11 protein-coding genes are annotated in these 13,964 nt (G+C 50.9%); 10 read left to right on the forward strand and 1 reads right to left on the reverse strand.

All coding sequences use genetic code 11. The features are described 5' to 3' along the window. The 9 genes from Q7R85_04345 to Q7R85_04385 all read left to right on the forward strand — a co-directional run. The coding region (locus tag Q7R85_04345; GenBank protein ID MDO8585316.1) for a hypothetical protein at nt 1-189 on the forward strand (189 nt) is incomplete at its 5' end. Between the two features lie 20 nt (nt 190-209). After that, entirely contained in the window at nt 210-1,304 is a 1,095-nt protein-coding gene (locus tag Q7R85_04350) for a hypothetical protein (GenBank protein MDO8585317.1), read from the forward strand. Nucleotides 1,305-1,348: 44 nt separating this feature from the next. Beyond that, complete coding sequence (locus Q7R85_04355; GenBank protein MDO8585318.1) at nt 1,349-2,341, forward strand: ParB/RepB/Spo0J family partition protein; 993 nt, start codon at nt 1,349-1,351, stop codon at nt 2,339-2,341. A gap of 16 nt (nt 2,342-2,357) precedes the next feature. Further along, nucleotides 2,358-5,078: a hypothetical protein gene (locus Q7R85_04360; GenBank protein ID MDO8585319.1), complete on the forward strand. Its 2,721-nt coding sequence runs from the start codon at nt 2,358-2,360 to the stop codon at nt 5,076-5,078. A gap of 48 nt (nt 5,079-5,126) precedes the next feature. Continuing rightward, complete coding sequence (locus Q7R85_04365) at nt 5,127-5,555, forward strand: hypothetical protein (GenBank protein MDO8585320.1); 429 nt, start codon at nt 5,127-5,129, stop codon at nt 5,553-5,555. A 4-nt stretch (nt 5,556-5,559) separates the two neighbouring features. Continuing rightward, on the forward strand, nt 5,560-5,688 hold the full coding sequence (locus tag Q7R85_04370) for a hypothetical protein (GenBank protein ID MDO8585321.1): 129 nt from the start codon (nt 5,560-5,562) through the stop codon (nt 5,686-5,688). 111 nt (nt 5,689-5,799) lie between these two features. After that, nucleotides 5,800-6,054 (forward strand): hypothetical protein, encoded by a 255-nt coding sequence (locus Q7R85_04375; GenBank protein ID MDO8585322.1) that lies wholly within the window; start codon nt 5,800-5,802, stop codon nt 6,052-6,054. A 65-nt stretch (nt 6,055-6,119) separates the two neighbouring features. Continuing rightward, entirely contained in the window at nt 6,120-6,797 is a 678-nt protein-coding gene (locus Q7R85_04380; GenBank protein MDO8585323.1) for a hypothetical protein, read from the forward strand. Continuing rightward, nucleotides 6,778-9,771 (forward strand): hypothetical protein, encoded by a 2,994-nt coding sequence (locus Q7R85_04385; GenBank protein ID MDO8585324.1) that lies wholly within the window; start codon nt 6,778-6,780, stop codon nt 9,769-9,771. Before Q7R85_04380 ends, Q7R85_04385 begins: the two co-directional genes overlap by 20 nt. A gap of 61 nt (nt 9,772-9,832) precedes the next feature. Here the strand turns inward: Q7R85_04385 and Q7R85_04390 are convergent, their stop codons facing one another. After that, a complete protein-coding gene (locus Q7R85_04390; GenBank protein ID MDO8585325.1) occupies nt 9,833-9,988 on the reverse strand; it encodes a hypothetical protein in 156 nt (51 codons plus the stop codon). Nucleotides 9,989-10,214: 226 nt separating this feature from the next. Here Q7R85_04390 and Q7R85_04395 point away from each other — a divergent pair, with 226 nt between their 5' ends. Continuing rightward, nucleotides 10,215-13,964 (forward strand): proline-rich domain-containing protein, encoded by a 3,750-nt coding sequence (locus tag Q7R85_04395; GenBank protein MDO8585326.1) that lies wholly within the window; start codon nt 10,215-10,217, stop codon nt 13,962-13,964.

A 13,964-nucleotide genomic window follows, 5' to 3' on the forward strand; every position in this document is an offset into this window, starting at 1 on the left:
ACGCAGAATATTGATCGCTTCCGTCAGGAGGTAAGGGTGCCGGTGCGGCTTGTGCAAAGTAGCGCGACGATTACCACACCCGTTGCATCACTTGCCATACTTCCGGAGCCGGTCGTGGCGAGCGCGCCGGCTGAGACAAGCCCGGTTTTGGAAGATGATCGACCAAAAGTCATTTTCGAGTATAATTAGTACATAATTAAAGAAAAGACATGAAAAAATTTATTTCTTGTGTTGCGGTGTCAGTAGCGATGCTCGCTTCGTACGCGTTTGCCGCCGAGCCGGCATCGTTTGATTTCGGCGACGCGCCGGACCCGGCGTACCCAGCACTTCTCGGAAGCAACGGCGCGCGGCATAAAGATATTTCGCGCGCATGGCTTGGCGTGATTGTTGGCAGTGAAGGGGACGCGCGCGTTCGCGATTTGGATCTCGGCGATGACGGATTGGTGCGCGAGAACCCCGTAACATTTCGTGCGACCGCCGCTCCACTGCCCGCGGAGCAACGCGCGTGGTACTTGCGCATCGTTGATTTTTTTACCGGCCGCGGAAGAAACCGCCCGTATTTTTTGAACGTGTTGATTGACCGCGACAATAACGGCGCGTGGGAACGCTCGAACGAATGGGTTGTGCAAAATCAGCGTATTGCCGTTCCCGCGGGCAGTACGGTTGATGCGCGCGCGATTGGAGTTGATGGATCGGATGTGCTGTGGGACCGCGCAACGGAGGGCTGGCTTCGTGTGACGCTCACCGATGTACGCTTGCGCGATTATGACGGCACAACGCGTAACCCATTTCAAGTCGGCGAAACAGAGGACTACACGCCGCTCGTGGAACCGGAAAACCCGAAGAGAGAGTTTACCTTCTGGTGTTTTGTTGAGGAAAAAGCATGCCGCGCCCTTACAAAAGATCAGGTGAGCGAAGCGCGTGATAACAAAATAGAATTGAAAGGGCCGTACAATACTAACGCCGCGTGTATGCTTGATTGTGGCGAGAAAACGATAGAAACGCCGACACCGCGAAGGAAGATGCCGCCCGCGAAGCCACCGGAGAACCCCGCGGAAAAACCCGTTGAGAAAACGATTCCGACAAAATCTCCGGCTACCGCAACGTGTCTCGGCGACAACGTGTTTCAGCATCCGTTTGATGGTCCAATAACCTGTAGCTCATACAGTTCTGCAAATATGGAATATCGCTGTTGCGATTCCGGACCGGTCGGGCAGCCCATCTACGCGTGTCACGGCGCGACTCTGTACGAGTGGAGTGTGTGGCCAGCGGATTCTGTAACGGAGTGTTACGGCACCCCGTAGCCTTCGTATCAATTGTTGAAAGTTAATTGTTAAATGCTTTATTTATGTTAGGCCGAGGACTTGAATCGTTAATACCGCCGCAACACCAGCAGTCAGATGATGATGCGCGGGTTGTTGGCGCGTCTGTGGCGAACGATGCTGATGCGGGCTCGGAAAAAATCATCGGACCGGTGTTCCATATTGAGGTTGAAAAAATTAAGCCGAACCCGTACCAGCCGCGCAAAGTGTTTGATGAAGTCCAGCTTCGGGAGCTTGCTTCATCCATCGCCGAGTTCGGCATTCTCCAGCCGCTTGTGGTTTCAAAAGTTGAACGCGTGACGGAGCAGGGAACCGAGGTTGAATATCAGCTCATTGCCGGTGAACGGCGGCTTTTGGCGTCAAAGATGGTGGGCTTGCCAAGAGTACCCGTGGTTGTCCGCCGCGTGCCGGAGGAACGCGAAAAGCTGGAGTTGGCAATCGTGGAAAACTTGCAGCGCGCGAATTTAAACGCCATTGAAACCGCGCGCGCATACGCGAAATTGCAAGATCAGTTTGGACTTACCCAGCGCGAGGTGGCAACGCGGCTCGGCAAAAGCAGGGAGGTGGTGGCAAACACCGTGCGGCTTTTGGGGCTTCCGTCAAACATCCAGGAAGCGATTTCGCAGGGCGTGCTTTCAGAGAGTCAGGGACGGTTGCTGCTTGCTATCGCTGAACCAATGCAACAGCAGACGTTGTTTGAAGATATTATTCGGAACAATTTGAGCGTGCGTGAATTGAAAAATCGCATCGGGCGGATGAACGGCGCATCGCGTGGCGCAGAGCGTCAAGTGGTAGGCATGGACCCCGAGACGCAGGCATATCAGCAACAATTAGAATTGTTTTTCGGCACCAAGGTGCGGCTGGAGCGCAAAGGTGCCTCCGGCAAAATTGAAATTGAGTTTTATTCGCCGGACGATTTACGGGGGATTTTGGAAAAATTAGCGGCGTCCGGAGCGCAAAACGCGGCCGCGCAAGAGGGAGAATCCGTCAGCGAACCGACGCAGGACTTCACGGTATAAGTGGTATAATAAAAGCATGTTAGCGACCTTGTATTCTAAAAAAGTATTCGCGAGTTTATTGCTGTGCGCGGGGTTTGTGGCGTTGCTTGGTTTTCGTTATGTTGCGTCTGCGGCGGGGACTCCCGAGAATCCTCTTGAACAAGCGTCGGGGTGCGCTGTTCCCAAGGTATGTCCCGGCAAGAAAGCGTTAGATGCGGCGCTTGATGCCCAGGATGCTGCTGAGTTGGTGTTTAAAGACTATATGGCGTCCGGATTAAGTTTACGGAATGCTCAAGCAGCTCTTGACGCAACCGGCTGGACATATCGCGATGACGTCGCGGTTGGCAATGGCAGTAAAAAGTTGCGGAACGATATTAAGCAGCTTCAGGATCGGGTCGCGTCTGCAAAAAATGAGCTTGGGCTGGATAAGCGCAGGTTTGACATTGCGGACGGGGCATTTCAGAAGGCGTTGAGAAACGTGAAGCCGATTTCCGGAGGGTCCGGGGCGAGCGAGTGCGCAGGGGTTGAAAAAATATTCAGCGAGTCTATAACCTTGGAGGCGGCATTTGAAGATACGAGCATCGCAATGCAGAATTTGTCCGAAAGGCATGGGGCGTTGCAGCAACTACGGCTTAACGCGCAGACCGCGACAAGTGAGTTGACGGCGGTACAAATCGCGGATCTCGCGGAGGCGCAAGCCGCGTATAATGAAGCGCTCGAGGGTTATCGTTCTGCGGAAGGCGCGCGGGCGAAAGCGTTGGAGGCAGTCGCGGAACAAGAGGCTCTTGATCGGGCGGCGTTGCTTGCAAGACAACGCGCCGCACAAAAAGCCACCGAACAATGCGTTTGTGAAGCGCTGGATAACTTGGGCGCCGCGACTGCCACGGGGGAGTCAACCGCCGAAGCTCGGGCGGGGTTGAAACAGCTGATCGGCGAAACAAAACAAGTTATTGTCGCGGAACGATTGGCGACGGCGCAAGCGAGAGTCGCGTTGGGGGTCGCGGAACGCGAAGCCGCCCAAAGTATTGGTTGGAAGTTGTTGCAAGGATCGCTAAAGGGCGCCGGAGTCGTTATTCGCGCGATTTTCGGCATCCCGGTAATGATTGCTTGGACGACGAAAGATATTATTGCAGCATCAGTAGAAGAAAACGCAAGAATTGAAAACGTTACCAATTCGGGTGTTGCGATGACGAGCATGCAAGTTCAGGCAGAGAACGTGGTCGGCAAGATAAAACTCTATTGGAAAGATTTGCTTCGCGCCATTGACGCGGAAGCGCAAGAGAATATTTGCGGAACTAATCCCGCGGGTACTCCGCAGGCTTCGGTGAAGCAGTTACTTGATCAGTTGTACGGATACGTCGGCCAGCTTGAGGCGTATAACCAAGCATACAAGATCACCGCAATCTTGAAGTTTTTGTCCGAGTCTAAGGTAAACCCGGAAACCGCGCAGCGAATGTTCGAAGTAATGTCTTATGACGGCGTTACGGAAACTTACCGCGTTTCTATTGATCGAACTTGGTTTGAACGATGGGGCGGGGTGCAGGGATATTTTGAATTCCGGACAACCGCGATTCCCGGCGGCCGGAAGGCATTACGGGATGACCTTGATGCGACGGATGAACGGATCTACCGCACATTGTTTGTGGGTAGCGGGATCGATTTGGATGGGTATATCAAGCAAGCTTATACAACAGCGGAAATTTCCTGCTCTGAGATTTTCCAATGCGGTCAACCGATGTTTTATCCGGTGACCTATTCCCCCGCGGATTACCAAACAAACCCGATCATACCCGATGAAGTTCACCCTACCTTTGAGAATGGTCAATTAGTCATACTGTCAACGTATGATGCGAATGGTGCGAGAATAACACAAGGCAGGGGCGGTTATTATAGGTGGAAAATATCCGGATCAGACATCAATTTATTTGATTATCTGAATTCGTCGCTTACCTATTATAGGGTTGCTTCGGATTACGTATTTAACCCTGATGATGTGAGAAACGGGGTGAATTTCGGGGAAAATCTTGGCGGTGAAACTCTTAGCGGATGCAACAATGAAACGTCGGGGTGGTATAAGGATTTTCCTCCGAATTTTCCGGATTTTCAAAAAGATGCGTGTTATCCGAACGACCGATTCAGTCAGAATACCAGCATGTACGCGAACGTGTCCGGAGCTTTAAACCGCGGAGGCCGAGTGATGGCGGTGATTTGTCCGGAAAAACTCCGAGCGGACGGAAATAAGGAGTGCGAGTATGAGAAGATACTCTGCTGGGAAGTCGGTCCGTCAAGCGGAGGCAGCGGGAAGGTTTGTAATGCACCAACCGGCGGTGCTTCGGGTCCGGTTAGTGTATCCGGGCAGTCTACGGGTTTCTTTGGCTCAATAGGAAGCGCAATTAAAAACGCGGCCAGCGCTGTCGGTGGTTTTCTTGGCGTCGCTTCGTCGCCCGCGGCGCCGAAAAATATATATAACGTGAACATGAATTTTACGATCCCCCCCGGCGGATTTTCGGATAATGCCTCATTTAAATCTCGAGATATCACCGGTAAATCCGGAAAGGTTGCCACCGTTCGTTCATCCACTGATGATAAGGGCGGCATTTGCTTTGACTTTATAGCGCAAGGAACGCAAAAGCTTTTGAGATTCTCTGATAAGACCAGCGGGCAACCCGCCGGTTCGTATTCGTCGCTACAAGGAACGTGCATAAAACAGCCCGCGCCCGGTCGGACTTTTCAGCTTCAGATGAGGTTTGATTTTTGAGGCTACGAGGACGATAACGAAGATAAATCAAGAGGCATCGTAATACATATGGGCATAGAAAATTTGGCAGAGGACATGCTTAATGAAGATTTTGGAGGGAAAAAGGAGGAGCAGAAATCCGAGTCAGCGGGCGCGGGGCGCGTTGAGGATGCTGTTATTGAAGGTATGCGGATGATTGACGATGAGATTCAACGATTGCAGGAGCGCGTCGCGGAGGGTAAAAAGTCAGAACTGCAAAATCTCGCCGAATTTTCCGAGGAGCTTTCAGTCGCGAAAAAAGAGCGTAACGAATGGGGAAAACTTTTGAAGTCGGCGAGGTACTTTTGGATTAGGGCTATTCTTTTGGATTCTTCTAAGGTCATGGTTGACAAGTTAAGGGGTATTTGCTACACTGTGAGTATGTTAGACACATTAGCTGGATTCTTCGTTATTTGGTGCTCAGCGGGATTAGCGGTAAAAGTTTTTGAGAAGGAATAATTATATGGAAATCATATTTTGGCTTATCGTAGGTTATATCTTCTTTTTTACCCCCGTAGGGATGGTTATTCTTATGTCTTTAGCGGTTATTTTGATGGGTAAGCCGGTTGATAAATCAAAGGAGATTAAGTAAATCTTCAAACGCCTTTTGCTGCACAGCTTTTGTTTTTCCGTACACTCCGAGCGTGCTTTCTAGCCCGCCTTTTATCAATCCGCGGTGTTAAAAGAGGAGCGGCTTGCTGCGATGGACAAAGCGGTAGAGGTGGCGCAGAGTGCCGGCGTGAAGAATTTGGAGGAAGTTGAGGTGGAGTTGCGCGCGACAGAGACGGCAATTCAAGAGTACGAACCGATGGATATTATGCGCCCGCAACCGTCCGTGGTTCAAGGGGAGGGAATGGTACTCCGTGAAAAGCAGCGGCTGTTAGCGGAGGCGCGGCTTTGGCTTAAGAAAGCGGCGATTATCCAGTCGCTTATGGAAGTGAGGGCAGAGACGAAGTAGGTATGGCCGCCCCTAGCTAATCGTTTTTTGATTGGCAGGTATGCAGTTTGTGGTATTATAGAAACATGGAAGAATTTCCCATGGGAGAACAAGAAGAAAATTTACAACAGGAAGAAGGGATGGCTGGGGGTAAGTCTATTGAGAAGCCCGGCGCGGAGATAAATTACGGCAAGATTGTCAAACCAGAAAGCGCGTTGGAAGAGCGTATTATCAATGACCTTGAGTGGCAGGAGGGGGCCGGATGGGGCGAGCCGAGACGCGGACACCCCGAGGGTGCGGTAATTTTTCATATCGCGGAGGTTCTGCAGAATATCAACAAGTTGAACGGCATATCCGAACTTGAAAGGGCGCAACTGCGAATCATCGCGCTGATCCATGACTCACTCAAGAACGAAGTAGATGTTCGGCATCCTAGGATTAACGAGAATCAGCACGGGATGTTGGCGCGAAGATTTGCTGAAAAGTATTCGCAGGACGACGCTGTTTTGAGAGTCATTCAGTTACATGATGCCGCGTACGACGCTTGGCGCAAGCGAAACGAAGTCGGAGGTGAACGCGTGCTCAGGCTTGTTGATAATCTCATTGTCGATCTCGGTCCGGAAAATCTCAATCTATACCTCCTTTTTTATCAGTGCGATAATGAGACCGGAACAAAAAGTCGGGAACATCTTCCATGGTTTAGGGAAGTAGCCAGTAAGCATTTCAGCGCATATGTGAAAAATTATGGACAAGAGCGCGGATAACAACTTCTCCTTAAAGTCGTACTGGCCATCTTTCGTGCTTGCGCCGTTACTCGCTGCTTTTATTGTGCAGCAGACGTACTTGTTTTTCCCACGCGTCGCACACGCAGATCAAGGAGTACAACTTGTTAATACGAAAGATATTCTGTACACCCAAATCGACGCAGGGATAAATCCTTCTGCAGAGGCTACAGCCGGGAAATTTGCAAACGATGCCGATTACTTGCGAGATTCGTTGAAATGTAAGGGGTGGAAGGGGAATCCGATTGACGTCGTGCGGTTTCCTGATGCGCCCCCCGGCGAGTTGACGGCGATTGACAATACGAGACCCGCGGTTGCCGCTGAACTTGGCATGGATCAGATTCCTGCTCATGTTCATGACGCGTCCGATCTGCTTAATAAGAAATTGGTAAAGTCAATTGGTTCTGAAATTCGAAAAGTGCTGGGAGAGAATCCCTCGCGTTTGGATGCACTTTCGAAAATCTTTGGCACTGACCCGAATAAGCTTCGGGGTCTGCGCGTCGGCGAGATCGCAGACCGTCTCACGAGCATCGCGAATCGTCCGCCGACATGGGGGGATTTCGCTCGTGTTCGTATGGTGAGTCAATCCCCCAACTTGATTGAAGCAAATCCTTATGGTTTCAAAGAAACTAAACTAGCCGGCACTTCGTTAACACCAGAAGAATTAGCAAGTTGCGACGCTTGCAAAAGTTTAAAAGTGCCTCCCGAAAAATGGGCAGAATTAGAAAATCAGACGGCCAGGAGATTGGAAGCTGAGGCATTTGGCAACGCGCCATTGTTGGACTTGAAGGAGGAGATTATCAAGGCTCATAAAGAGATTGATATATTGCAAGATCAACTCTCTAATACTGTACGCGCCGGAGATGAGGCGGGGGCGGTGGCCCTAAGAGCGCGCATTAAAAGTTTGCAAACAGCAGTGGCAATAGAGGAACGAGCCCTTGCGGATGCCATAGTAACATCAGTGAATGAGTTTAATTCTTGGCCAATTCTATACGATGACATTAAAAATAAGTTGCCAGAAGTTCATGAGTTACTTAAGAAATCAGGAGAGACTCCTTGTCCGGATAAGCCGGTTGCGCCCGATCCTTGTCCGCCCGGCACAACGCCGACTTATCAGACGATACCCGAAAGCACCGACGACATCATTAAACTCTATAGGGGGTTGAGTCCCGATGATGCGCTTGCCGATATTGAGAATCTTATTAAAGTAAGACCTGAATACGCAAAACGCGTTGCGCAGGCGTTGCAGCAATCTCTTGCTGTGGAACGAGCGGAGATTGATGCTCAACTCGCGGCTCTAGAAAAGTCCAAATTACCACCAAGCCAGGACCTGCTTACTAGGAATGCAGAAGTTGCAAAAGCATCAGAAGCGCTGGATGAACTTTTGCCGAAAGTTGAAAAAGCCGTTGCATCTCAAACGTGTTCTGCTGTTACGGCGGCGGAAGAAGCGGCGCGTGCGACCAAAATCCTTGCGAAAAGCGAGAGCACGTTGGCGGGCATAATAAGGAAATGGGCGCCGGACTTGAGTCCGAAGGCGAACTATTCCGCGCTTGGATTTAACAAATCGTCAGTGGTTAAGGGTATTCGTGCGACATTTGGTCCATTAAATGTTATTCTCACGCTTATTACGAGTGCGGCAGAGGTATATCTTAAGGCAGAGGAAATTGACAAATTTTTAGACGACGTCGAAAGTTTTAACACGAACCTTGGTAACTCTATTCGCAATATTCGGCAAGCAAAAGCGAAATTGGCAGATGCAAAGACGAACCCCCTGTGTGTCGTAGAAGAACTTAATCAACAGCGGGATGATATTGTTTCCGAAATAGCCAATGCATTTGTGCTTGCCCAAGCACTCGATGTTGCTAATGCGAAATTAGTAGAACTTTACGACCCAGACTTTTTCAGTAAACTTTCATGGTATCAGAAAATTAATCCGTTGCAATGGCTTGCGGCGCTCGAGAAAACCGATTGGATAGGTCGACTTCGGGGTTGGAGTCAGGGATTTGGGTCTGAAACTAGTTTTACGGAAGCTGTTTTCGGCTTGTACCCCGAAATACTTGCTGTTGATCCAAGAGCGGAAGGTGGTGCGTGCACGCAAGACGAGGAATGTGCGCCAGTGTCGCTGTTTCTATTTTGTAAAGAAGGAACACCCCCCCCACCTCCTCCTACAAGAACCACATGCTTCCAACCCGCCGCTATAGTGGACTTCTATCCGGACGGTCCCGACGAAGCGGATCCGCAAATATTGACACTGCGTTGTACCGCGGACAGCCCCTCGGGTGTGGTGAATGGCGCGATGACGGTGCTTCGTCGGCGGCTCTCGGACCGTCCGGCTAATCAATATCCCGTAGTGAATAATAGCATTCAAGGCACCGTTAGTGGAGGATACGTTGTGTGCGGAGGACCGCTCGGTGCCTCGGTTTGCGTGGGGGATGGTGTGGCACCACCCATTCCGTCCGGAGCGCAAGTTGGCGTGGGCGGAACATCTGGCGGAGGATTTTTCTCCGCGATCGGAAATTCTATCAAGAACATCTTTGGCTCATCCGCGTCTCAAGCCCCGGGTAGCGGGGCGGGAGCTAAGGGCGGAGTTGGCGCCGGTGGCGTATCGGGCCCGGCTGGCGCGTCGGTTGGATCTCAAGAAACCCCGTACTCCATCGGCATTTCCGATCAGGTGATTTCCAGAGTCTCGGCATTGTCGGAGGGATCGGCGATTCCAAGACTTAAACCTATCGGCGGAATTCAGCCGGATATTCGTTTGGACGCCGCAAGCGGCAATCGTGTTTGTTTTGCCGCTCCAATGAATACCGAGATGCTTCAGCCCCTCATTTTCGGGGCGACAATCGGATTCATTCCCCGAAACGTCACTGTTCCGCTCACCGCGGAAGGCGATGCTTGTGTCGCGGTTAAAGATCTCCGAGTGGGCGATGCGATTAAGTTCCGTGTGCGGCGAAGGTAAGTGTTTGGTGTATGAAAATAGTACAGGCTCGGTTCCATTCGGAACCGAGCCTGTCGCGTACTCACTTGACCGGGGCGACGATTTTCGTCAGCCCAGGGTCACCATCAAACGTATTTAGGGACTTCATCTCGTCCCTGAAGGCCATGGCGCACTTCGCGCCGATGGCCGCGGTGACGAGAACCGCAATGATCAACATGATGCCGAGCAGCTTCTTCATCGGAATTCTCCTAAAAGGTACTATTCGCGGATTTTCGTTCCCGCGCCCTTGAAAACTCGCTAAAACTTACAAGGGCCCAGGTACGATTCTTATAGGACAATTATAGCATATGTATAATCATTTGTCAATAGCAGGCGGATAAACGCCTCTTGCTTCCGGAGCTCGCAGTTTATACACACAAATATTACAACATTACTGCTATAATAACAATATAGAAGTTCATCTTATGAATATCGGTTTAAGGAGATTTATTGGTGTGTCTGTTACGGGTAGCTCGATGCTATTCGCGTTATTTTTCGGTGTTGCCTCGGCGCAATTTGGTGCCGATGATCACCCGCCGGCCGGCGCTCCGGCGAATAATCCACCGGCGCAACAGCAAGGTGGACAGCAGCAGGGAGGGCAGCAGAATCAGCCACCGGCGGGTAATCCCCAGCAGGTTCCGCCTGCCGGAAATCCGCAGTTGCCTCAGCAGCGGCTTCCCGCGGGAAGTCCTCAACAAATTCCTCCCGCGGGGAATGCGAAGCTACCATTGCAACGGCCCGCCGGAAATTTGCCCCCGGCTCCTCCGGAGTTACCTTCCGCGCAGCCCCCAACTCCGGATGCTCCGAAATTGAGCGTTGTGTTGAGCGTGGATGCCGCGACAATGAACGCAATGCTGGATATGGTTTCGGGGAAAATTCCGAAAAAAAGTTTCCGCCCGATTTTGACGGCGAGCGGGGTTACAATTAACGCGCGCATTGACGGCGACAAGCTTGCCATCGGCATCGCCTCCGGCAGTCTGATTCGCGACGCGGCGAAAGTGGGCGTTGAGCGGGGAGGGGTGCTGAGCAAATTGAGATACGCGTTGTCCCCGTCCATTGCTCCGGAATACGGGTTTAATACTTTCTCTTTTCCCGTGAAGGAGAACATGAGAAACGCGGCAGTGACGCTTAATTTTGATGTTCAAACGTTTTCGCCCATTGCCGCCCCTCCGACGGCCGGGGGTAATGAGTCGTTCTTGTCGGAAATCGTAAAAAGTAATCCGGAGGTCGGCGAGCCGTTGGCAAAAGTAATGGCGGGAGAGATGGGCGGATTGTTACCCGCTATTTTCGGCGGGCTCCAATCCGGAGCCGCTTTTAGCGCGAACAGTCTGGCGGAGCACATGAACCATGTGCTGCAGGTGCTGACCATGGCGCCATCTCAGGCGGCAGCGATTTCAGTAATAAAAGGAATTGAAACGTCCGTCGATTTATTGAACACGATGCAGTTTGAAGGAATTCTTCCTTCTCAGCCGGTGACGCAATCCTCGTTGCGTCAGCCGATGTTGATCGCGCGTGGGACCGAAGGTCCGGTTGTCGCGCCGCAATCAGCGCCGGGTATTCCGGGAATCGCCACGGCATTCGCGGAAACTCCGCCGTCTGCCGGCGAGAGCGAGTCGCTGGATCCTTTTTTGGACGAGTTGGCGAACATGGCCGACCAGTTGTTTGCTCCCATTACTATCCAGGGCGTACCGATCGCGATTCCTTCCGGCCAGCCCAGTAAAGCGATTGCGTATCTCAAGGAAGTTGAGCGAAAAACCATTGATATGATGCGCCTTTCTGTAACGCCGCCGGATCTTGGCAGCCTGACTGATCAGCAGACCTTCCTGAATATAAAAATAAGCGAGTTGATTTACGACATTAAAACGTCGTTATTAAGTTGTGTGTATAGTCCGAACGACGTCAATAAAAGAATAAAACGGCTGCTTGTTGATGATTTTTTGAAGCCTCCACTCCGCGACGCAATCCAAAAGGAAGAGCGGGAGCTGGATATTTATAATGCCGATACCAGCGAGGGCGACCGGAAAAATTGGACAGACGCGGAGCAGGACGCGTCGAGAGAAAATAGAACTAGTGGATCAAAGCGTTCTGAGACTATGGTGAAAAGTCAGGTGGCGCAGGATCGTATCGTACGGGAACAATCTCAGCGGGAAGAAAGTTCGTATGAAAACGATGAAGCGGGGGGTGCTATCTACCGGCATAAAAAAGGAAGAATGTATGAGCATGCGGGGCTTTCCGGGCGAGAGATCGGAGATCTCATCGGCGGAAACGCTGATGTTTCGCTTGCCGCGTACGCAAAAGTCATCACGAAGTATATCGTTGAAGACGCTTTGGATGATTGGGCGGACAGTTCCGATATGAACTTCTCAAGCGTATACGATAACGTCGCGTCAAAGATTACAAAAAAGTTTTTGGAAACTAAATTAGCCGATGATGCGGAGAAAAGGAAGATTATCGCGGACGCGGCCGATAAAACAATGACGCAGTTGTTCGCGTATACGCTGAAAGACGCGCTTGCCATGGGAGACGCCGCGCTTAAATCCTACAGCAACATTCTTGACGCGCTCAATGCTTTTCAGAAAACATATTGCAAACACAAGGACGAAATAGATAATGTACTGAAAGCCGCGGATAATGTTATCGCGGAAGCGAGAGCGTGCGATTTTAATGAGTCGGAAACGCCTGAGGATCCGGTTGTTATTGCCGCAAAAAAAGCCGCGGCTGAAGAACTGAAAAAAATGAAGGCGTGTCAATCAACGGCCGCGACATTCATTAATTTGACGACCATCGCGAAAAATTCTTTATTGCAGATATTGCGTCAGCAAATTAAGCACATTTACGGCACTTATGGGTTTCGCGCGCCCACTGAAGCTGAAATTAATTCACTTACTACATCCAATCCTTATGGGGCATCTCCCTTAAAAGACTTGTACGACAAGTTTTATGAAAACGATGAGGGTGTCAGAGGTACGGGTCAAGACGGAAGCAGATCGCCCGACGAATTGATCAAAGACATATCAGCGAGAACCAAGAGCGCCATAAGAGGGGTTATTCAGGTTGGGTTGCGCGCGCATATGTTGCGTGGCGTCCGGGATAAATGGCTCGTTGGTTTGGATGGAGCGTTAAAGATCGCCGCCGCTCAACAATCCGGGGATCAGTGCGCGGCAACGTCGGCGTATAAGAAGTATGATCCGACACTCTCCGCTATTTTTAAGGCCGGAAAAGACGACACGCGGGATAGCGTCTATCGCGCGATTCTTCCAGCTAAGGCATTGTTGGGGGACATCGGAGCGCAAATGGATAAGGATTTATATGGTTCGTCGGAAGATCCCGGGCTTTTTGCTTTAGAGCAGCAGTTGAAGGTGGCAGATGAACTGGTGAGGCAGATTTTGGGATTTGTAAGCAATAATCAGGGCGACGTGGATGCGGCGGTGAAGGAATATGACAAACTATCTCAAGCGGTAAAAGCGATTACAGATTCAGCGAAGGAAGTTGGTCTTAAGCAGGATCAAATGGACGCGGCCAACGCAAAGGCACAACAAGAAAATGATCGGAAACTTTTGGCGGATTCAAGAGAAGGGGGACGGAAGGGAGCGCTCGCGCGGCAGAAGTTTATTGATGAACAAGCTGACGGAGAAAAAGGCGCGGCAAAACAAGAGGGAGTACGAACAGCGAACGGCATTGCGCAAGAAATGATCCGGAAGGCCGTTGAGGACGTTGCCGATGAGGCAAAGAATGATCTTGATAGATTAAAATCGTCACAATGTGGTTGCGGCGACCAGGCGTTGTGGGATTTGCAGACGAGGTACAGCGTGATTAATAACTATCGTTTTTCCGGAAGAGACGGCTGTTTTGTGTACGGCGCGTGCTTCCAAAGCGACAGTAATGTATCAAGAGATGTTTATGAAGTTGACGCATCCGGCAACTCGGTCATTACGGGATCTATCCGTGTTCCCTATGGCGGTCCGAATACCTATTTTGTGAACTTTGTGAGGAATGCCAATACCGGCAACTTCATCGACATGTGCGGACCGATGGGTGGGGATCCGTATGTGGATGCTTGTAGGAATTGGAGTCCCCGCACTGATTCCGCGACGTATTGCGCTCAAAACAGCTCTGCTTGGAGTGATGAAAAAACAGTTCAAGAGCTAAATAACTTATTTAATCAGAATAAATAA

The organism is bacterium, from assembly GCA_030649055.1.
Lineage (GTDB): Bacteria > Patescibacteriota > Minisyncoccia > UBA6257 > JAUSGH01 > JAUSGH01.

Excerpts from the sequence above, each read along its gene's own strand:
- Q7R85_04350 (MDO8585317.1), top strand. The coding sequence starts at position 210 with ATGAAAAAATTTATTTCTTGTGTTGCGGTGTCAGTAGCGATGCTCGCT.
- Q7R85_04375 (MDO8585322.1), top strand. The coding sequence starts at position 5,800 with ATGGACAAAGCGGTAGAGGTGGCGCAGAGTGCCGGCGTGAAGAATTTG.
- Q7R85_04360 (MDO8585319.1), top strand. The coding sequence starts at position 2,358 with ATGTTAGCGACCTTGTATTCTAAAAAAGTATTCGCGAGTTTATTGCTG.
- Q7R85_04370 (MDO8585321.1), top strand. The coding sequence starts at position 5,560 with ATGGAAATCATATTTTGGCTTATCGTAGGTTATATCTTCTTTTTTACC.
- Q7R85_04380 (MDO8585323.1), top strand. The coding sequence starts at position 6,120 with ATGGAAGAATTTCCCATGGGAGAACAAGAAGAAAATTTACAACAGGAA.
- Q7R85_04385 (MDO8585324.1), top strand. The coding sequence starts at position 6,778 with ATGGACAAGAGCGCGGATAACAACTTCTCCTTAAAGTCGTACTGGCCA.
- Q7R85_04365 (MDO8585320.1), top strand. The coding sequence starts at position 5,127 with ATGGGCATAGAAAATTTGGCAGAGGACATGCTTAATGAAGATTTTGGA.
- Q7R85_04390 (MDO8585325.1), bottom strand. The coding sequence starts at position 9,988 with ATGAAGAAGCTGCTCGGCATCATGTTGATCATTGCGGTTCTCGTCACC.
- Q7R85_04355 (MDO8585318.1), top strand. The coding sequence starts at position 1,349 with ATGTTAGGCCGAGGACTTGAATCGTTAATACCGCCGCAACACCAGCAG.
- Q7R85_04395 (MDO8585326.1), top strand. The coding sequence starts at position 10,215 with ATGAATATCGGTTTAAGGAGATTTATTGGTGTGTCTGTTACGGGTAGC.